The following is an 18,566-nucleotide window of genomic DNA, read 5'->3' as shown; positions in this document are numbered from 1 at the left end:
TAGCAGGGGTGATTCGCGAATCAAGCACCGTGCGGGGGCCGTGTCCCGCAGCGTTCCCTCCACCGCTTCCAGACCGCCCTCCAGGGTGGTGCCCACCCACCCTCCGCCCCAGGACCTGCCGTGCGCGAAACCACCACGCCTGGCGTGCTGGAAGGCAGGCGGCCGGGCGTGGTTCGCCGGACGCTCCACGAACTTTGCTGTCCCGAGGGCTTTACAAAATCGGGGCGGACTCCCAACATGTTCGTAAATCGGTCAAGAAGCGCTTGTAAAGGGACCCGCATGGGGCGGGCCCGGTGACCGACGCAGGGCGTCCAAGGGGACGCGAGCCGTCACAGGCCGTACACCCCGTGAATGGAGCGCCGAGGAGCCGGACATGAGCCACGACGAGAGCACGTACCTGGACGAGGGGTTGGACGACCTGGAGCTGTCCGCGACGGGTGAACACGGCCGTTCGGTTCCGCTGGACTCCACGGATGACCGGCGCTGGGCCCACCTGGATGAAGAGGCCTGGGGCGGCTGGCACGTGGCGGAGTGACGCCCTGCCCCCGCGGCCCGTGGCCTGCGCGGGGGCCTTCGTTGTCGAACCTGTCGGACCGTCGGACAGGTTCCGGGACTGGCACTCCCGGACGCTGATGCAGTGCGCTGGACGCCGTGACGCTCCCCGCCCAAGGCCGGGTCGAGCCCCACGGAGCGGTCCCCGGGAATGACCGGTGTAGGACCTTCCAGGAAGTAAATCCGTAAATGGCTGAACGAACCCGCCGGAATCCACGTGTCCGTGGGTGACGCGAGGTGTCCCGAGGCGCGGCGGGTGGGGGATCGCCGGTGCCCGGCGGAGGCTCGGGAGACCAGGGGTTGGTCGGGCCGGACACGTTGCTTTCACGACCGGAAACCCGACATCCTCCGGGGACAAGCGACAGGATTTCCGGGCGGACGCGGGCCCGTGCAGGGGCGTCCGGGGCCAGGGGGTCGTCGCGACGGCAATCGCGAAGAGCAGGATGGGGCCCACCCACCATGCGGGAGTGCGGATGAAGCAGACGGCCTGGGCAGTGGAGCGCGACGCGGAGGGCGGCCGCGAAGTGCTGCTGCTGGTGACCCTGGAGGCCGAAGCGGAGACGCCTCGGGCCCCGGTGGCGGTGAACCTGGTCATCGACCGCAGCGCGTCCATGCGGGGCGCGCCGCTGGCGGCGGCGGTGGAGGCGGCGCGCGCGCTGGTGGAGCGGGCGGGGCCCAAGGACTACGTGGGCCTGCTCACCTTCGACGCGGACGCGGAGCAGGTGCTGCCCGTGCGGGCGATGGAGTCGGGTGCGAAGTCGGCCTTCCTGAAGACGCTGTCCCGCCTGGACTCGGGTGAAGGCACCGCGCTGCACGAGGCCGTGGAGAACGGCGCGGAGGCCGTGCGGCGCGTGCTGGTGCCGGGCGCCCGGCCGCAGTTGCTGATGCTCACGGACGGCGAGCCCTCCGTGGGGCCCACCGCGCTGGGTGAGTTCAAGGTGCTGGGCCAGCGGGTGCACGACTCCGGCGTGGCGCTGCACGCGCTGGGACTGGGCAAGCACTACCTGCCGGAGATCCTGGAGGCCCTCACCGGCCCGTCTGGCACGGGCTTCACGCACGTGGACGACGCGGAGGGCCTGCCGCTGGCGGTGGGCGCGCTGGGCGCGGAGCTGTTCGGCGAGGTGGTGGCGGACGCGCGCGTGTACGTGCTGCCCACGGGCTTCGCGGACCTGCGCTGCCGTCACCGCTACCCGTCGCGCGTGGAGGGGGACGCGATGAGCGCCGCGCTGGGAGCGGTGTCGCACGCGTTCCCGCGCCGCGTCCTCTTCGCGGGCGGGCTGGAGAAGGGCGACTGGAACCTCACCGTCACCGCTTCGTACACGGAGCACGGCGACACCCGGCGGCTGTCCGTGCCGGTGACGCGCCTGTTGCCGGAGAGCGACGAGGGCCGCTTCGTGCGCGCGGTGTCCGCGGAGCTGGAGCTGGTCTCCCACGAGGCCGCCGCCTGGAAGGCGCTCTCCCGCCGTCAGCAGGACGCGGCCGAGCGGGCGCTCGAGGGCGCGGACAAGGGGCTCTACAAGCTGGCCCGCCTGGGCTCCGCGGAGGTCCCCGCGCAGCGGCACGTGGACCGGCTGGCGGACCTGCGCCGCGCGGTGGAGCGCCGGGCGGCCCAGCCGTCCGCCCTGGGAGTGCGCCGGGCGCAGTCGGAGGTGTCGCGCATCACCATGAGCCGCATCGGGCCGGCGCTCCCGGCCGCGGTGAATGTGGGTCCGCCTCCGAGGCCGGCCCTGCCCGCGAAGGCGAACGGCGGTGCGCCCCCGGCGGGCACGCTGGACGGCGCGGCGCTGCTGCCCTGGAAGACGGGCAACACCGAGCCGTAACCGCCCGGAGTCCTTGAGCGTACGGGGAAGGCGCGGAGGCCCGGGTGGCCCCTGACGCCGGGCGTGCGGGCATGCGGAATGCCCGGCTGCCCGGAAGGTTGAGTGCATCCTGTGGGGACGCATCCCAGGTAGCACGGCGTTTCCAGGTGGATTAACGGGAGTCGAATGACGCATCCGTGGAGCAAGAGGTCTGGAAGCCGGCTCGGTGGGCTGGGCGTGGTGGGCGCGTTGCTGTTGGCGACGTGGGCCCAGGCCGCGCTGCCTCCGACCGCCGTGGGCAGCACCGCGCCGGACGAGGGTGACCCGCGCCTGGAGGGCGCGCTGCTCCTGGACGCCACGCAGGTGAAGGCGGGCGGCGACTTCCGCGTGGGCGTGCGCCTCAAGCTGGACCCGGAGTGGCACGTCTACTGGAAGAACCCGGGCGACTCCGGCCTGGCCACGGATGTGTCGTGGGACATTCCGGGCGTCACGGTGGGCGATCTGCGCTGGCCCTTCCCCAGCACGTTCCGCACGCCGGACGGCTTCATCACCACGCACGGCTACCACGACGAGGTGCTGCTGTTCGCGCCCGCGCACGTGGCGCAGAACGCCACGGGCACGCTGAACGTGTCGGCGGCGGTGGACGCGCTCGCGTGCAAGGTGCACTGCATCCCCGCGCAGCTGGTGCTGACGCGCACGCTGCCGGTGGGGCCGGAGACGGTGACGGATCCGGAGTTCGCGCCGCAGTTCGACGCCGCGCAGGCCCAGGTGCCGGCGCCGGTGGAGGCGCAGGGCGCGCCGCGCGTGGCCCTGGCGCTGGACGGCACGACGCTGACGGCGGGCAAGCCGTTCACCGGCAAGCTCACGGTGACGGCGGCGGACGGCAAGCCGTTCGCGGGTGACGTGGAGGGTGACTTCTTCGTGCCCGGCCGCATCCTGGGTGTGGACACTGTGAAGCTGAAGCAGACGGCGCCGGGGACATTCGCGCTGGAGGGCCAGGCGTCGTCGGTGGTGCCGAAGGGCGAGCCCCGGCTCACGGGCGCGCTGCGCCTGGGCACGAAGGCCACGGGCTTCACGGCGGTGGACGTGGACACGGCGCTCGCGCCGATGGTGGCGGCGGCCGGCGCGGCGGCGGGCCCCGCGCCCCTGAAGGTTCCGTCGGTGAAGGACGCGGTGGGCAAGGTGCAGCCCGCGGCGGCGGCGGCGGCGCCGGTGGCGTCGGGCGAGTCCCCGCTGGGGCTGGGCGTCGCGCTGCTGTTCGCGTTCCTGGGCGGCGCGCTGCTCAACCTGATGCCGTGCGTGTTCCCGGTGCTGGCGCTCAAGGCGTACGGCTTCACGCGGATGGTGCAGGAGGAGAAGGGCAAGGTGGCGCCGCACGCGGCGGCGTACGCGGGCGGCATCCTGGCGACGATGCTGCTGCTCGCGGGCGCGGTGCTGGCGGTGCGCGCGGGCGGTGCCAGCGTGGGCTGGGGCTTCCAGTTCCAGGAGCCGCTGTTCGTCGCGGGCGTGAGCGCGGTGCTGGTGGCGTTCGCGCTCAACCTCTTCGGCGTCTACACGCTGGGCGCGGACGGCACGGCGCTGGCGGGCAAGGTGGACCAGAGCCACGGCCTGATGCGCAGCGCGGGCGAAGGTGTGCTCGCGGTGGTGCTGGCGACGCCGTGTTCGGCGCCGCTGTTGGGCACGGCGGTGGGCTTCGCGTTCGCGGCGGGCCCGGCCACGGTGGTGGCGGTGTTCATGGCGCTGGGGTTGGGTCTGGCATTGCCCTTCTGCCTGCTGGTGCTGGTGCCGGGGCTGGCGAAGCGGCTGCCCAAGCCGGGCATGTGGATGGAGCGCGGCAAGCAGGTCCTGGGCTTCGCGCTCTTGGGCACGACGGTGTGGCTGGTGTGGGTGATGGGCGGGCTGGCCGGCGTGGACGGCATGGCGCGGCTGTTGGCGTTCCTCATCGCGGTGGGCCTGGTCACGTGGCTGTACGGCCAGTCGCAGGGTCTGGAGGGTGGGCGCCGGGGCGTGACGGTGGCGCTGGCGGTGCTCGTGCTGGTGGGCGCGGGCGCGGTGGCGCTGCGCTTCGAGGAGGCGCAGGCATCCCTGGAGACGCGCGGCACGGCGGTGGCATCGCACGGTGGTGCGCAGCCGTGGGACGAGGCGGCGGTGACGGCGGCGCTGGCGGCGGGTCAGCCGGTGTTCGTGGACTTCACGGCGGACTGGTGCCTCACGTGCAAGTTCAATGAGCGCACCGTGCTGTCGCGCGACGACGTGCGGCAGGCGTTCCTGAAGCACAACGTGGCGTTCTTCGTGGCGGACTGGACGCGGCGGGACGCGCGCATCACCACGAAGCTGGCGGAGCATGGCCGCGCGGGCGTGCCCATGTACCTGGTGCTGAGCCCGGGCGCGCCGGACAAGCCGGAGGTGCTCAACGAGTTGCTCACCGCGGACAGCGTCATCCAGGCGGTGCAGCGCGCGGCGGAGTGTGGGTCGCCGCTGAAGGGTGGCTCGGTGGTGTGTGCCCGGCCTTGAGCCGGGAGTGAAGTGGCGGCAGGGCTGTTCGTTGCGCGGCGTTCAACTCATTGGAGGTTCCGTCATGAAGCAGGTCTTCAAGGCACTCGCTCTCACCGCGGCTTTCGTTTCCGCTCCTGTCTTCGCGGCTGACACCGCGGAGGTGGGCAAGCCCGCTCCGGCGTTCACGCTGAAGGACGAGGCGGGCAAGGCCCACTCGCTGTCCGAGTACAAGGGCAAGGTGGTGGTGCTCGAGTGGACGAACCCGGAGTGCCCGTTCGTGAAGCGGCACTACGAGGCCAAGACGATGCAGAACACGCAGAAGGGCTTCGACGCGAAGAAGGTGGTGTGGCTGACGGTGGACTCGTCCTCCACGCACAACGCGAAGAGCGCCGCGGACTGGAAGAAGAAGGAAGGCTTCAGCCAGCCGGTGCTGCTGGACACGGACGGAGCGGTGGGCAAGAGCTACGCGGCGAAGACGACGCCGCACATGTACGTCATCGACGGTGAGGGCGTGGTCCGCTACGCGGGCGCCATCGACAACGACCCGCGCGGCAAGGAAGCCACCAAGGTGAACTACGTGCAGACGGCGGTGGACGCGCTCCTCAACGGCAAGCAGGTGGCGACCCCGACCTCCGAGCCGTACGGCTGCTCCGTGAAGTACAAGAGCTGAGCCGCTGTCCGTCGTGAGGTTTGAAGGCCCGTGTCCCTGCGAAGGGACGCGGGCTTTTTCGAAGTTGACGTTGTCCTTTTTCTTCGGGAAATTTCGTACCACCATGCCCGCCGCCGTCCATCCCGTGCTGGAGCCGGGCCGCGTCTATCGGACGAAGGAGCTGGCCACGTGGGGCGCGAATGCGCCTCGGCTGGCCCGGCGATTGGTGGACGAGGGCGTGCTGATTCCCCTGGCGCATGGGCTCTACGCCTGTCCGAAGCGGGGACGTTTCGGCGTGGTGGCCCCGTCCGATGAAGCCATCATGAAGGCGTTCCTGGAGGGCGGCCCGTTCGTCTTCACCGGGCCTGACCGATGGAACGCGCTCGGGTTGGGGGCCACGGCGGTCTTCGCTTCGGCGCTCGTCTACAACACGAAGCGCTCGGGTCGCTTCGAGTTGGGGGGCAGGACCTTCGAGCTGCGGCGGGTCGCCTTCCCCCAACCTCCGACGCTGGAATGGTTCGTGGTGGATCTCTTCGAAAACGCCGGGAGTGCCGGCGTCACGCCCGCTGGGTTGACGCGTGCATTGATGCGCGCACTGAAGCGAGGCGCGTTCGATGCCCGGCGGCTCGGGGGGATGTCTGACCGGTTTGGTAGGCAGAGCACGCGTGAGTGGATCCACGAAGCGATCCGCTCTGCCTCTGCATGACCTTCATCCACGACGACCCCGAATTCGATCAACTGCTCCGAATCGTCGCCGACAAGCGGCGGCTCTCCCTTGGCCTCACAGAAAAGGACTACTGGGTCACCCATACGCTGTGGGCCCTTCATGACGCGGGCTTTGATGTCTGGTTCAAAGGCGGCACGTCGCTCTCGAAGGGCTTCTCGCTCATCCAGCGGTTCTCGGAAGACCTGGACCTCAAGCTGGAGGCAGGGTCGGTCGAGCTTCCCCAGGTGACGGATTGGAGCCGCACCGGAGCAGGAGCGACGAAGGCCCGCCGGGCGTACTTCGAGGCCTTGTCCGAGCGCATCCAGGTTCCCGGGGCACGGACGGAGCTGGATATCGACGGAGCGGATCGGTACTGGCGCTCTGCCAGCGTGCGCATCCTGTATCCGGCGCAGCACCTGGGCGGCATGGTGGGAATCCTGCGTCCCTTCGTCCTCCTGGAAGTTGGCAATGCGCGGGTGACGCCCTTTGTCCGGCGCGACATGGCGTCATTCGTCCACGAAGAGCTTGAGGCCCAGCATCAGTTGGCGGACTTCAAGGACAACCGCCCCAGGGCCGTGCGGTGCGTTCATCCCTTGGTCACGCTGTTGGAAAAGGTGGATGCCATCCAGCGCCGGCTCCAGAAGGAGCCGCTGGAGCCTGCCACCTTCGTGCGCCACTACGAGGATGCGGCACGGATCATCGCCGCCGAGGATGCGCTACCGCCTCTTGCTGACTACCCAGACGTCCGTGCGCTGGCCGAGGAGATGATCCGGCAGAAGCAGATCGCGACGCCTCCTTCCGGTCATGCTCGGCACTTCCTCCCAGAGGGTGACGGCACCGCGGCCATCCAAGCCGCCTTCGAAGCGATTGCCCCGATGTTCTGGGGGCCGCGTCAGACGCTGGATGAAGCCGTGGCGGCCCTCTGTGCCTGGCTCACCCGGTTTCATTCCGCGTCGCGGTGGGCGTAGTCCGGGCCCAGGCCTTCGATGCGGTAGGTGTTGCCGGGGTAGGTGCGGTTGAGCGTCGTCTCCAGGGTCGACGGGTAGCGCTCCAGGGAGACGTGGCGTTTGACGCGCTTGCGCAGCTTGAGGGCGCCTCGGACCAGCCCGCCCACCCAGGCGGGTGGGGATTCGAACTGGATGGCGGGCAGCAGGCGCGGCGGTACCAGGCTGAGGCTGATGGGGGCCACCAGCGGACGCAGCGGGCTCGGCACCCAGCCGGCGAGGATGTCCACGGTGGACTGGGCCACGCGGTGGCTGGCCTCGTCGGGGACGAACTCGCGCGCCTCGTAGTCGCGGATGAAGGCGTCGTAGGCGGGCTTGTCCTCGGGGATGTCCTTCAGGCCCATGCGGCGGCCGATTTCGCACCAGTAATGGAACCAGGCCTCTTGCTCGTGCTGGGTGAAGGGACGCCAGCCGAACTCCTGCATCCACTGGATGGGGAAGTCGATGAACGTCCACAGCACGAAGAGGAAGTCCTCGTTCGGGATGCGGAAGAAGGAATGGATGTGGTTCATCTGCTCCAGCGAGCGGCGTCCATCCTCGCCCTCCCAGCCGCACTCCATGAACCGCGCGATGAGCAGCCGCGTGTCGTCGTAGCGCTTCTGGCCTCGCTTGTTGAACTCGCCCGTGCGGTCCAGGAGGCGTGAGACGGACCGGCTGCCGTAGGTGTGGAAGAGGGCGATCTCCGTGGACCGCACGATGTCGAAGGGGAACTCGTAGTTGGTCAGCAGGTGCACGATGCGCTGGCAGTCACGCCGTGCGTCCAGGGAGGCGATCTCCCGGCTCACTTCGGGCAGACGCGCTCGCCAGAACGGCTTCCGGTAGACGGGGCCGGGCACGCGAGCGGTGGATGGCTTTCCCGCGCCGCTGAAGGGACAGCTGGAGGGGACAGCGTCGGCCGAGTGGGTCATGGCGGGACGGCTCCGGGAAGCAAGGCGATTGGCGATGCTACCCCGCTTCGTGACGGCACGCCGTGCCCCCGCCGGCCCGTGTGTCGCATGCAGTGGCCTTGTCGGAGGATGGGACGCGCCGGACCTTGTCCTGGAGGGCAGGACATCCAGACAGGAGACGCGAACATGGCCAGCAACAAGGGGCCGCCGGTGAAGGGGCCCGAGCGTACGGATACCCACAGCGCGGAGGAACTGGAGCGTGAAGCCAGGCACCAGCGCCCGGGCACCGAACGGGGCGACGTGACGGACGAGGACGTGGGCGAGGACCGCATCCTCCAGAAAGGCATTGGCGGCTACGGCGCGCAGAAGGGCACGGAGCCCGCGAGGGAAGCGCCGCCGCTCAGCGACGACGGCGAACGGTAGCGTTACCCGTCTCGCGGTGGGCGAGGGCGCCGGGGAGCCGAGCCGCGGAAACCTGTCCGACAGTCGGACAGGTTTTGAGACCGCACCGGGCGGGAGGTGCACGGCCTGGAGGCCTGGGGCCTAGAGTGCCGACATGGCCTCCGCCCGCCTCGTGCGTTCCTGCTGCGTCCTGGTGCTGTTGTTCTTCGCGATGCCAGGGGTGGCGCAGGAGACACCTGCCCCGGATGCGCAGACATGGCTCGCGGAGCACAACGCGGAAGCGGTGCGCGTGAACCAGACCGCGATGGGCATCCTGTTCGGCTGGGCGGTGCTGAACATCGGCACGGGCGTCGCCGGGCACTTCGCGAGCGAGGGCGAGACGCGGGCCTTCTTCCAGGCGAACGCGGCCTGGAACGTGGTGAACCTGGTCATCGCGGGGCTCGGCTATCACGGACAGGCGACGGCGGATCCGGCCTCATGGGACCTGGCGCGCAGCCTGTCCGAAGGGCAGCGGATGGAGAAGTTGCTGCTCTTCAACGCGGGCCTGGACGTGGGCTACATCGCCTTCGGCGGGTTTCTGTGGGAGCGCGGGCTGCGCAAGGACTCGGAGCGCCTGCGGGGCTGGGGCAAGAGCGTGCTCGTGCAGGGCGCGTTCCTGTTGGTGTTCGACGGCGTGCTGACGTTCCTCAACGCGAAGCTGAACGGGGAACTCACGGCGCGCCTGGTGCCCGCGCCGGACGGGGTGGGCTTGATGCTGACGTGGCCGTGAGCCTCAGACGCGCGCGTGCCATTCGAGCCCGCCGGGCAGGGGCCGTGCCGCGAACTCCAGGTGGATGACCCGACGGTGCGCGGGGACGCGTGCCGGTGACGAGGCGTGCAGCAGCAGGGGCCGCATCACCAGCAGGCCGCAGAGGGGCACGAGGCAGTCCACGGGGGGAGTTCGTTCGAGCCAGGCGGGGATGCTCGAAGAGGACAGACGGCCTTCACGGTGTGAGCCCGCGAGCACGCGCACGGGGCCGTTGTCCTCTCCGCAGTCGTCCAGGTGGACGCGCACCGCGACCATGTCCTCCAGGACGGACGTGGGGGGCTGCACGCAGGGCACACCGGCCTTCTCCGACCAGGGACCGAAGCCGGGCACATCGCGGCGCTCGCGCACGGCGACGGTGAGGTCCTGGTGCCAGATGACCTTCCAGTTCGCGTCCGGCGTCTTGTCGAACAGCAGGCCTCGCACCGCGAAGCAGTGCGGGCCCAGGACGGACTCCGCGGCTTCGCGCACCGGACCTGAGCGGGCCAGTTCACGGACGGCGGGCACGTTCTCCAGCAGGTTTCGCACGCCGCCTCGCCGCTGGGAGGTCGCGGCTTCTTCATTCACGGGACGCAGGGCCTGGAGCAGCGCATCCGCGGTGGCGGGCGTGATGCCGTGCGGGAGGATGGCGAAGCCCTCGCGCTCGATGCGCGTGGCCAGTTCCTCCGAAGCCATGTCGTGCGCCCTCGCTGAGGACATCGTGGAGCTCAGCATAACGGGCGCACGGTTCCACGCGGCATACCCGCCCGGTGGAACCGGAGCCCGGAAGGCTCAGGCCGCCACCGGCTCGCGGCGGTGGCGGGCCCGGGCGGAGACGTCCTTGCGGCGGCCCTTGCGCAGCACGTCCAGGTGCACCTCTTCCTCGGAGGCGAGCGCCATCAGCCGTTGCAGGTCGTCCACGCTGTTGACCGGCCGGCTGTTGATGCCGAGCAGCAGGTCGTCCGGCTGGAGACCGGCGTCGTCCGCGGGCGTGCCCTCCTGCACCTTCAACACGCGCACGGCTCGCGGCTGGCCGGTGTCCTTCGCGAGCGCGGGCTCCAGGTTCACCGCCGTGGCGGCGATGCCCAGGAACTTCCGGTCCACCCGGCCGCGCTGGATGAGCAGGCTCGCGACCCAGGCCGCCGTGGTGGCGCTCACCGCGAAACCAATCCCCTGCGCGAATGGCAGCACCAGCGTGTTGAGCCCTACTACGCGCCCTCGCGTGTCGAGCAACGGCCCGCCGGAGTTGCCCGGGTTGATGGCCGCGTCCGTCTGGAGCATCCCCTCCAGGATGACGCCGTCGGGCAGCGTGATGGAGCGGTTGATGGCGCTCACCACACCCAGCGACACCGACTGCTCCAGGCGGAAGGGATTGCCAATGGCCATCACCAACTGCCCCACCCGCACCGTCTCCGGATCCGCGAGCGGCAGCGTGGGGAAGTCATCGCCTTCCGCGCGCACCACCGCGAGGTCCGTGGGGGCATCCCCGCCCACCAGCGTGGCCCGGCGCTCCTCGCCGTTGTGGAGCTGCACGGTGAGGCGCTTGGGCGTGCGCATCACCACGTGCCGGTTGGTGAGCACGTAGCCGTCCGGCGTGAGGAACAGGCCGGTGCCGTGGCCGCGCGCGTGCTCCACGCCCACCACCGCCGGAGCCGCGCCGGCCACGAGTCCTTCCAGGTCATCCGAGAGTTGCTGCAACAGTTTCATCGCCGGCTCCTTTCAAGAACGCTTGCCCACGGTGATGGGCACCTCGCGCAGCTCGCCCGCGCGCAACACCTTCGCCGGGACGGACGTGCCCACCTTCTCGTCGCCCAGGTAGCCCAGCAGGTCCTCCACGCCGTGCAGTGACTGGCCGCCCAGGCTCACCAGCACGTCGCCCATCAGCAGCCCGGCCTTCTGTGCGGGCCCCTCTGGATCCACGGAGAGCAGGATGAGTCCCGCCTTCGTGCCTTCGATTTCACGCGGCAGGCGCACCGGGTAGGCGCCCACGCCCAGGTAGCCGCGGCGGATGCCGCCGTGCTCGCGCAGCGAGTTCGCCACGCGCGTCAGCGTGCCGCCGGGGAGCACGACCGCGGCGGTGCGGGAGAAGGCCGCCGTGGGGATGCCCAGGAAGCGGCCCTGCGCGTCCACCAGCGCGCCACCGGAGAAGCCCGGAGGCAGGTCCGCGTCGGTCTCCAGGTAGCGGTCCACCTGACCGCCCGCATGCGTGCGCCAGTCGCCGCCGAACGCGCTGACGATGCCCAGCGTGGCCCGCGCCGTGCGCCCCGGCCGGCCGATGGCCAGCACGATGTTGCCCACCTTCACGTCATCGAGCGGCGCGGGCGCGAGCGCGGTAAGTCCACGGGCGTCGGCCTTGAGGAGCGCGAGGTCGGTGCTCGGGTCGCGACCGACGAGCTCGGCGGACACCGAGCGGCCGTCCGCGAGGCCCACCTGGATGGAGCCCTCGTGTTCAACCGCGTGGCTGGTGGTGAGGATGTGACCGTCGGCATCCCAGACGATGCCGCTGGCGCCCCGGCGACGGCGGGCCTCGACACGGACGAGGGAGGGAGCGATGCGCTCGACGACGGTGGAGATGGACTGCGAGAGGGACTGGAGGGCGTCGGTGGACATGGCGTGTTCCTTTCGAGCCTGAAACTAAAGGGCTCGAAATCGCGCCACATCGGCGGACCGGGCAGGACGGTGACCTACCCATTCGGGCAGGACGCCTCTCCTTCCGGTCAGGGCCCCGGTGCTTCGGGCAGGGTGATTCAGCTCACCTTGCGGAAGCGCTCGTAGCGCTCTTCCAAATAGAGCTTCTTGGGCCGCAGTTCCTTCGCGCGAGGCAACTGGAGCGTCTTGCCCACGAAGCCCTTCAGCGCGTGCTCCAGTGTGGGGCCGTCCCGGGTGGCGAGCAGGCTGGGCGCCAGCTCGATGACGCCGTCGGGACGGAAGCCCATCAGGTTTGTGTCGAAGGCGCCGTGGTGGAGCCGGCAGAGCGCCAGTCCGTTGGAGACTTCCGCGTGGCCGCGTTCGTCGCGGTCCGGGAGGATGTGGGCGCCGTCCAGCAGCTCCTTGCGAGGAAACGCGCAGACGGCGCAGCGGTGTTCGTAGGCGTTCAGGACATGCTGACGGAAGGCCGCCTGATGCAGCCGCTTCTTGGCCTGCACCGTCGTGTATCTCCGCTCCAGGGGCAGCAGCTTCGCGTCCGCCACATAGCGCTGAGGCTGGAGCTGCTTCACGGTTTCAGGCTCGGACACCATGACATGGAAGGAGTGCGAGGCGAGGTCCACGTCGGAGATGTAGACGGGCCACAGGGGCCGATAGAAACCGGGCTCGATGCCGTAGAAGTAGATGAGCGGTGCGTCCAGTTGCTGCGCGCGCACGAGCCGGCGGTTGTCTCGCGCCTCCACGTCCGTGCCCTGGAACTTGTAGAGGAAGGCTCCGTCCGAGGCGATGTTGTCATCGTCGTACCGGGCGATGCGGGTTCCTCGCGGCACGGTGGTCTTGATGGACAGCGCGGTCTCCTGCATCTGCCGGGGCCAGAAGATGCCGCGCGTCCGGTTGGCGAACAGGTGCTGCTCGCCGTGGAGCTGGAAGCCGTCCGCGATGCGCTCCCACGACAGCACTTCACCGTGCCGCTCCACCAGCGCCTGCAAGGCATTGAAGGCCGCCAGTCGGATGGCCTGGTCGTTGTCGGAGGGCGTGGGCACGGGTCCACGACCAGGTTACCAGGCTCAGCCGCGCTCGAGCAGGGCTCCACCCGGACCGAAGCCCAGGGACAGGCACAGCACGCGGCGTCCCTTCACCTGGGGGGCTCGCCGCGCGGATTCGGCCGCCAGCTCCGCGTCGTTGAGCACGAGCACCGGGCCTCCCGTGTCAGGCAGGCCCGCGTGGGCGAGGATGTCCGGGACCAGGGAGGCCGTGCCCTCGAAGCCGTAGGTGCAACCTCCGGGCATCAGGGCCTCATCCAGCGGGCACGGCAATGCCAGACACAGCGCGTCCGGAGGCTCGCGGCTGTCCTCAGCGAGGAACGTCCGCAGCGCTCCCGCGATGAACGCCACCGTGTCCCGGATGTGGTGGCCGTCCGCCGGACGCGGCTGACCGATGAACAGCGGGGGCAGGGTGGAGAGGTTCCGTTCAACGACGCGCGTGGCGCCGGCACGCGCGAGCTTGATGCTCGTCTGGCCCACGTCCACGCAGAGCGGACTTCGCGCACCACTGGCTTCCAGCATGCGCAGCCCCGCGCGCACAGGAGCGAAGCGCGGTGACAGCGCGATGTGCACCGGGCAGCGCAGCGATGCCGTGGCATCCCTCAATGCGGCGGGAAAGCCGTCCAGCTCCGCCAGGCCTCCACTCAGGTACGCGGCATCCGGCGCATGCTTCTTCACCAGCAACGCGAGCGCCTCCGCCAGCGGAAGCATCATGCGGGCCGCGAGCGTGGCTCCGGGAACTCCCGCACGCCGGTCTTCCTCCACCCACGGGGAGCCCAGCAGCTCCCACAGCTCACGGCCGAACACGGGCAGGTTCCACACCTCCAGTGGTGTGATCCCCTCAGGGCGATGCCGGCGAGGACTCCACCTGGCGGCGCTCACGTCACCAGCCCTGCGATGCGTTCAGCCGCGGTCCTCGCGCCATCGTGCGCGCGGTAGGAGCGGGAGATCTCCGCCACGCGGTCGCGCATCGGCGACTCCGGTGCGAGCAGTTGCGCGATGGCCTCGCGGCACGACTCCATCGTGAGGGTCCTCGGGTCCCTCGCGAGCCCCGCTCCGGCCTTCTCCAGGAAGTGCGCCTGCACGGGCTGGTCGTTGCACACCGGGAGCAGCAGCATCGGCACTCCCGCCGTCATCGCCTCCATCACGGAGTTGGCGCCGCCGTGGGAGATGAACGCCGCCGCGCGCTCCAGCACCTGCCGCTGCGGCGTGTAGCGCACCGCCACCACGTCACCGGGCAGCGTGCTCGGGAAGTCCGTGTCCGCCAACTCGCCCGCGCACAACACCAGCGTCACTCCGAAGGGCTTCGCGGCCGCCGCGATGAGGCGGAACAGTTCTGGCTGATACGAAATCTGACTGCCGAAGGACACGTACAGCACCGGCTTTTCGCCCAGGCGCTCCCAGGGGAAGGGCACCTCGTCACCCCGGGCCTCCGGCGGAATGGAGGGCCCCACCAGCAGCGTGTCCGGGGGCACTCCCGCGTCCGGGCCCAGGAAGGCCTCGGTGGCGAAGATGACGTTGAGCCGGGGCGACAGGCACTCGCAGGTGCGGAAGCGCGCGTCGAAGCCGTGACGGCGGAACAGGGCCTGACGGTCGTCCTTCAGCGCCCGCACGTTGCGCAGCAGGGGAATCTCCGGCCTTGGCTCCAACAGCGTGAGCGCGGAGGACACGCCCGCCCAGGGAATGCCCTCCGTGTGCGCCGCGAGCACCGCCGCGTACTGCATCCCGTCCAGCGCCATCACGTCGGGACGGAAGGCGCGCACCACTTCGCGCACGGGCTCCAGGAGCGCGGGAGCCGCATCCAGCAACAGACCCCGGATCCACTTCCCCAGCGCCACGTCATCGAGCACCAGCTTCGCCAGCGCTTCGCCTCCCGTCTCGATGCCCGGCGGCGTGGCTTCGGCGTGCGGCAGGCGCAGCACCTCCACGCCCAGGGACTCGAGCTGCGGCGCGGGTTCGGGGATGCACAGCCATCCGACGGTGTGCCCCAGGCGGCGCAGCCATTGGGCCACGCCGACCATCGGGTTGAGGTGACCCTTCTCGGGAGACGTGGCGATGAGGACTCGGGACATTCAGGGGGGCGCCTTGGTGTGGGCCTGGAGCATGGCCAGGGACATGAGGCGCATCAACAACCGATCCATCGGTCCGGCCTGCGCGTCGTCGGGGGACAGGCGGACGTAGCGCTCCAGCAAGCCCAGCATCGCTTGCGTGTTGATGACCTGGAGGGAATCCAGCCGCGCGGGAGAGAGCCAGGCGCGATACAGCTCCAGCCAGCGCGCTCGCACCGGGCTGGAGAGCGCGGTGTGCCCATACCGGGGCGTCTTGCGCGCGAGGCGGACCTCGTCCGGCACCAGCGACCGCACCGCGTGCCGGAACAGCCACTTGCCGAACCCATCCCTTTGCAGCACGGACTCCGGCAGGGCCAGCGCCACCCGCGCGAAGCCTTCATCCAGGTACGGCGTGCGGACCGTGAGCCCATGGGCCCGGGCGCCTCGCAGCTCGGGCGGGAGGATGAGTTCGGCCAGCACCCACTTCGCGTACCGCAGCTCCTCGGACGGGAGCGCATCCTCCTGCGGCAGCTCCCACGGCGCGGGCAGCGAGGCGAGCACGGTCCCCAGGTTGTCCACAGGGGGACCGCGCGGGGCGTGATCGCTGTTCCGGCGCTCGGAAACAGTCCTCAAGTTGTCCACAGGTATGGAGTCCTCACGGCGTCCCACGGCTTGATCGGAACCGTCGTTTCCAGAGGGGAAATGCCCCGTGGATGGCTTTGATTCCTGATCGCCGTGCGGAGCCTCATCCAGGGGCCTCCCCGAGTTGTCCACAGCCCCCCGTGCCGCTCCGGGGGGCTCTTCATGATCGCGCGAGCCGGCTGGGAACGGCGCCCGCAAGTTGTCCACAGCCGCCATGGCTTCGAAGCCCAGGGCCCGCACGGCCAGCGTCCGGTCTTCATCCACGCGGGCCTTCGCGGAGGCGAGCGCGCCCGGGGTGCCCTGGAGCACTTCGTCCGCTCCCGCGCCGCTCAGGAGGACGGGGCCCGCGCCCTGCCGCCGGGCCTCCAGATAGAACACGTAGCTCGCCACGGCCCGGGCGTTGAGGATGGCCGTCTGGTTGGCGAGGACCGCGTGCTCGAACAGGTCCGGGAGCACGGTGTCAGGGATGAGCACGTCCACCAGCTCCGCGCCCGTCACCTTCGCCATCCGCCGCGCGTTGCTCCGCTCCACCGCGTCCGCGAAGTGCACGTCCATCGTCCACGCGCGCACCTTCCCCGGTGCATGCCGCGCGGCCATCGCGCACAGGGCCGCGCTGTCCACCCCGCCGCTCAGGCTCACCTCGTGCGTGCCCGCTTCGACATGCGCCCGCACGGTGTCGGACCAGGCGGCCAGCAGCCGCGCCGCGAGCCCTTCCTCATCCCGTGCCTCCGCCTCCCGGATGACTCGCGGCAGCGCCACGCCGATGGGCTCCGTGTCTGGCATCAGGTCCGCGTTGGACGCGCGGGCATGGAACAGCAGGTCGCTCACCGCCCGGGGAGACAGGCCACGCGCGGGAGACACCTTGGGAGGTCGGGTCGGCATGCGGTCCGCATCATAGGGAGCTGGGAGTCGCCAGCGGAAAGTCAGGGAGGGTGAGATAACCCTCCTGGACAGCGCGAACAGGGAAGGGCGGGACATGAGGACGGATGCGGTGGACGTCGTGTTGCGGGAGCGCTTCGGGCTGGAGTCCTTCCGGCCCGGACAGCGCGAGGTGCTCACGGAGCTGCTCAAGCCCCACGGCTCCGCGCTCGCGGTGTTCCCCACGGGCGGCGGCAAGTCGCTGTGCTACCAGCTCCCCGCGCTGCTGCTCGAAGGGCTCACGGTGGTGGTGTCACCGCTCATCGCGTTGATGAAGGATCAGATCGACGCGCTGGAGCGGCGGGGCATCCGCGCCGCGCGGTTGGACTCCTCCCTGTCGCTGGAGGAGTCGCGCGAAGTGACGGAGTCCCTGCGAGACGGAACGCTGAAGCTCCTCTACGTGGCCCCCGAGCGCTTCAACAACGAGCGCTTCATGGGGCTCCTGAGTGAGCTCCCCATCTCCCTCTTCGCGGTGGACGAAGCGCACTGCGTCTCCGAGTGGGGCCACAACTTCCGGCCGGACTACCTCAAGCTCGCGCAGGCGGCCCGCACGCTCCGGGCCGAGCGCATCCTGGCGCTCACCGCCACGGCCACGCCGCAAGTGGTGCACGACATCTGCGAGGGCTTCGGCATCCCGGAGTCGCAAGCGGTCGTCACCGGCTTCTACCGGAACAACCTCACGCTGGAGACCACGCCCACGGGGCCGGAGGCGCGCGATGCCCTGCTGGTGGAGCGGCTCAAGTCGCGCCCACCCGGCACCACCATCGTCTACGTCACGCTGCAGAAGACCGCGGAGCGCGTGGCGGCGCTCTTGAGCGCGGAGGGCCTGCCCGCCAGCGCCTACCACGCGGGCCTGGAGTCCGAGGATCGCGAGCGGGTGCAGGACGCGTGGACCCACTCCGCGAAGGGCATCGTCGTGGCGACCATCGCGTTCGGGATGGGCATCGACAAGGCGGACGTGCGCGCCGTGTATCACTACAACCTGCCCAAGGGCCTGGAGAGCTACAGCCAGGAGATCGGCCGCGCGGGCCGTGACGGCAAACCGTCCGTCGTGGAGTTGCTCGCGTGCCCGGACGACGTGCCCACGCTGGAGAACTTCGCGCTCGGGGACACGCCGCTGCCGGAGGCGCTGACCGCGCTGGTGAAGGAGTTGTTGTCCTCGGGGCCGGAGCTGCACCTGGACATGTACGCGCTGGGCAACCGCCATGACCTGCGGCCCCTGGTGCTGCGCACGGCGCTGACGTACCTGGAATTGGAGGGTGTGCTGCGCCAGGGCACGCCGTTCTACGCGGGCTACAAGGTGCAGCCGGCGGGCTCGGTGGAAGCGCTCGTGGGGAAGTTCCAGGGGGAGCGCGCGCGCTTCGTGAAGGAGTTGTTCGCGCACGCGAAGAAGGGACGCACCTGGTACACGTTCGACCCTTCCGAGGTGGCGAAAGCGTTGGACCAGCCGCGAGACCGGGTGGTGAAGGCAATCGACTACTTCCAGGAGCAGGGCTACGCGGAGGTGCAGGTGGCGGAGCCGCGTCAGCGCTACACGCGGCTGCGCGAGCGCGAGGACACGAAGGCGCTCGTGGCCCTGTTGCAGGAGCGCTTCCAGAAGCGAGAGGTCCAGGAGGTGTCGCGGGTGCGCGACGTGCTCCGGCTCGTCACGCACGATGGCTGCCAGAGCAACGCACTGGTGGCCCACTTCGGCGAGCAGCGCGAAGCTCCGTGCGGCCACTGCACCTTCTGCCGCACGGGCGTGGCGCGCGTGCTGCCGCCGCCGCATCCACGGCCGGACCTGCGCGCACAGCTGGACGTGGCCACGTTCAAGTCGCTCGTCGCGAAGCATCCGGAGGCGCTGGGCCATCCCAGGCAGGCGGCGCGCTTCCTCTGCGGCCTGAGCAGTCCCGCGCTCTCCAAGGCGAAGCTCACCGGGCACAAGCTCTTCGGCACCCTGGCGGAGTGGCCGTTCGCCCAGGTGCTGACGTTCTGTGAAGGGCGGTGAACG

The 18,566-nt window shown here is 70.2% G+C and carries 17 protein-coding genes; 9 read left to right on the top strand and 8 right to left on the bottom strand.

Annotated elements, in window-relative coordinates; translation table 11 throughout:
• Window positions 1–373: 373 nt before the first annotated feature.
• From D7X30_RS42025 to D7X30_RS24315, 6 genes are all read left to right on the top strand, one after another.
• Window positions 374–535 (top strand): hypothetical protein, encoded by a 162-nt coding sequence (locus D7X30_RS42025; RefSeq protein ID WP_158619363.1) that lies wholly within the window; start codon window positions 374–376, stop codon window positions 533–535.
• Window positions 536–1,025: 490 nt separating this feature from the next.
• Window positions 1,026–2,372 carry a VWA domain-containing protein gene (locus tag D7X30_RS24335; RefSeq protein WP_120565345.1) on the top strand — a complete coding sequence of 449 codons (1,347 nt, stop codon included), beginning with the start codon at window positions 1,026–1,028 and terminating at the stop codon, window positions 2,370–2,372.
• Window positions 2,373–2,537: 165 nt separating this feature from the next.
• Window positions 2,538–4,865 (top strand): protein-disulfide reductase DsbD, encoded by a 2,328-nt coding sequence (locus D7X30_RS24330; protein ID WP_120565344.1) that lies wholly within the window; start codon window positions 2,538–2,540, stop codon window positions 4,863–4,865.
• A gap of 64 nt (window positions 4,866–4,929) precedes the next feature.
• The gene (locus D7X30_RS24325) at window positions 4,930–5,517 is read left to right on the top strand and encodes a redoxin domain-containing protein (RefSeq protein WP_120565343.1); all 588 of its coding nucleotides are present in this window, start codon (window positions 4,930–4,932) and stop codon (window positions 5,515–5,517) included.
• Between the two features lie 70 nt (window positions 5,518–5,587).
• The gene (locus D7X30_RS24320) at window positions 5,588–6,202 is read left to right on the top strand and encodes a hypothetical protein (RefSeq protein WP_233591756.1); all 615 of its coding nucleotides are present in this window, start codon (window positions 5,588–5,590) and stop codon (window positions 6,200–6,202) included.
• Complete coding sequence (locus D7X30_RS24315) at window positions 6,199–7,170, top strand: nucleotidyl transferase AbiEii/AbiGii toxin family protein (protein WP_120565342.1); 972 nt, start codon at window positions 6,199–6,201, stop codon at window positions 7,168–7,170. The genes D7X30_RS24320 and D7X30_RS24315 overlap by 4 nt, the downstream gene beginning before the upstream one ends.
• Here D7X30_RS24315 and D7X30_RS24310 read toward each other — a convergent pair.
• Window positions 7,146–8,114 carry an oxygenase MpaB family protein gene (locus D7X30_RS24310; protein WP_120565341.1) on the bottom strand — a complete coding sequence of 323 codons (969 nt, stop codon included), beginning with the start codon at window positions 8,112–8,114 and terminating at the stop codon, window positions 7,146–7,148. The two genes, D7X30_RS24315 and D7X30_RS24310, sit on opposite strands and share 25 nt — an antisense overlap.
• A 165-nt stretch (window positions 8,115–8,279) precedes the next feature.
• Here D7X30_RS24310 and D7X30_RS24305 point away from each other — a divergent pair, with 165 nt between their 5' ends.
• Together D7X30_RS24305 and D7X30_RS24300 are read left to right on the top strand one after the other, a co-directional pair.
• A complete protein-coding gene (locus tag D7X30_RS24305; RefSeq protein WP_120565340.1) occupies window positions 8,280–8,516 on the top strand; it encodes a hypothetical protein in 237 nt (78 codons plus the stop codon).
• Between the two features lie 133 nt (window positions 8,517–8,649).
• Window positions 8,650–9,264, top strand: a complete 615-nt coding sequence (locus D7X30_RS24300) for a hypothetical protein (protein WP_120565339.1) — start codon at window positions 8,650–8,652, stop codon at window positions 9,262–9,264.
• Window positions 9,265–9,267: 3 nt separating this feature from the next.
• Here D7X30_RS24300 and D7X30_RS24295 read toward each other — a convergent pair whose 3' ends face one another.
• From D7X30_RS24295 to D7X30_RS24265, 7 genes are all read right to left on the bottom strand, one after another.
• Window positions 9,268–9,975 (bottom strand): phytanoyl-CoA dioxygenase family protein, encoded by a 708-nt coding sequence (locus tag D7X30_RS24295; protein WP_120565507.1) that lies wholly within the window; start codon window positions 9,973–9,975, stop codon window positions 9,268–9,270.
• 96 nt (window positions 9,976–10,071) lie between these two features.
• On the bottom strand, window positions 10,072–10,986 hold the full coding sequence (locus tag D7X30_RS24290; RefSeq protein ID WP_120547197.1) for a S1C family serine protease: 915 nt from the start codon (window positions 10,984–10,986) through the stop codon (window positions 10,072–10,074).
• 12 nt (window positions 10,987–10,998) lie between these two features.
• Window positions 10,999–11,889 (bottom strand): S1C family serine protease, encoded by an 891-nt coding sequence (locus D7X30_RS24285; protein WP_120565338.1) that lies wholly within the window; start codon window positions 11,887–11,889, stop codon window positions 10,999–11,001.
• 137 nt (window positions 11,890–12,026) lie between these two features.
• The gene (locus D7X30_RS24280; protein WP_120565337.1) at window positions 12,027–12,968 is read right to left on the bottom strand and encodes an HNH endonuclease; all 942 of its coding nucleotides are present in this window, start codon (window positions 12,966–12,968) and stop codon (window positions 12,027–12,029) included.
• 24 nt (window positions 12,969–12,992) lie between these two features.
• Window positions 12,993–13,775 carry an ROK family protein gene (locus D7X30_RS24275; protein ID WP_233591755.1) on the bottom strand — a complete coding sequence of 261 codons (783 nt, stop codon included), beginning with the start codon at window positions 13,773–13,775 and terminating at the stop codon, window positions 12,993–12,995.
• 71 nt (window positions 13,776–13,846) lie between these two features.
• Window positions 13,847–15,040: a glycosyltransferase gene (locus D7X30_RS24270; protein ID WP_120565336.1), complete on the bottom strand. Its 1,194-nt coding sequence runs from the start codon at window positions 15,038–15,040 to the stop codon at window positions 13,847–13,849.
• Complete coding sequence (locus tag D7X30_RS24265) at window positions 15,041–16,540, bottom strand: asparagine synthase C-terminal domain-containing protein (RefSeq protein WP_158619361.1); 1,500 nt, start codon at window positions 16,538–16,540, stop codon at window positions 15,041–15,043. It lies immediately after the preceding gene.
• A 94-nt stretch (window positions 16,541–16,634) separates the two neighbouring features.
• Here D7X30_RS24265 and D7X30_RS24260 point away from each other — a divergent pair, with 94 nt between their 5' ends.
• The gene (locus D7X30_RS24260) at window positions 16,635–18,563 is read left to right on the top strand and encodes an ATP-dependent DNA helicase RecQ (protein ID WP_120565334.1); all 1,929 of its coding nucleotides are present in this window, start codon (window positions 16,635–16,637) and stop codon (window positions 18,561–18,563) included.
• Window positions 18,564–18,566: the final 3 nt, after the last annotated feature.

It is taken from the genome of Corallococcus sp. AB011P, assembly GCF_003611605.1.
GTDB classification, from domain to species: Bacteria; Myxococcota; Myxococcia; order Myxococcales; family Myxococcaceae; genus Corallococcus; species Corallococcus coralloides.
Note: the sequence above shows the minus strand (reverse complement) of the source record. Positions and strands in the feature narration are given on the sequence as shown.

What these genes read in the sequence shown, in the direction of transcription:
- D7X30_RS24305 (WP_120565340.1), top strand. Translation starts at nt 8,280, where the DNA reads ATGGCCAGCAACAAGGGGCCGCCGGTGAAGGGGCCCGAGCGTACGGAT.
- D7X30_RS42025 (WP_158619363.1), top strand. Translation starts at nt 374, where the DNA reads ATGAGCCACGACGAGAGCACGTACCTGGACGAGGGGTTGGACGACCTG.
- D7X30_RS24260 (WP_120565334.1), top strand. Translation starts at nt 16,635, where the DNA reads ATGAGGACGGATGCGGTGGACGTCGTGTTGCGGGAGCGCTTCGGGCTG.
- D7X30_RS24310 (WP_120565341.1), bottom strand. Translation starts at nt 8,114, where the DNA reads ATGACCCACTCGGCCGACGCTGTCCCCTCCAGCTGTCCCTTCAGCGGC.
- D7X30_RS24300 (WP_120565339.1), top strand. Translation starts at nt 8,650, where the DNA reads ATGGCCTCCGCCCGCCTCGTGCGTTCCTGCTGCGTCCTGGTGCTGTTG.
- D7X30_RS24295 (WP_120565507.1), bottom strand. Translation starts at nt 9,975, where the DNA reads ATGGCTTCGGAGGAACTGGCCACGCGCATCGAGCGCGAGGGCTTCGCC.
- D7X30_RS24315 (WP_120565342.1), top strand. Translation starts at nt 6,199, where the DNA reads ATGACCTTCATCCACGACGACCCCGAATTCGATCAACTGCTCCGAATC.
- D7X30_RS24265 (WP_158619361.1), bottom strand. Translation starts at nt 16,540, where the DNA reads ATGCCGACCCGACCTCCCAAGGTGTCTCCCGCGCGTGGCCTGTCTCCC.
- D7X30_RS24335 (WP_120565345.1), top strand. Translation starts at nt 1,026, where the DNA reads ATGAAGCAGACGGCCTGGGCAGTGGAGCGCGACGCGGAGGGCGGCCGC.
- D7X30_RS24325 (WP_120565343.1), top strand. Translation starts at nt 4,930, where the DNA reads ATGAAGCAGGTCTTCAAGGCACTCGCTCTCACCGCGGCTTTCGTTTCC.
- D7X30_RS24285 (WP_120565338.1), bottom strand. Translation starts at nt 11,889, where the DNA reads ATGTCCACCGACGCCCTCCAGTCCCTCTCGCAGTCCATCTCCACCGTC.
- D7X30_RS24330 (WP_120565344.1), top strand. Translation starts at nt 2,538, where the DNA reads ATGACGCATCCGTGGAGCAAGAGGTCTGGAAGCCGGCTCGGTGGGCTG.
- D7X30_RS24270 (WP_120565336.1), bottom strand. Translation starts at nt 15,040, where the DNA reads ATGTCCCGAGTCCTCATCGCCACGTCTCCCGAGAAGGGTCACCTCAAC.
- D7X30_RS24290 (WP_120547197.1), bottom strand. Translation starts at nt 10,986, where the DNA reads ATGAAACTGTTGCAGCAACTCTCGGATGACCTGGAAGGACTCGTGGCC.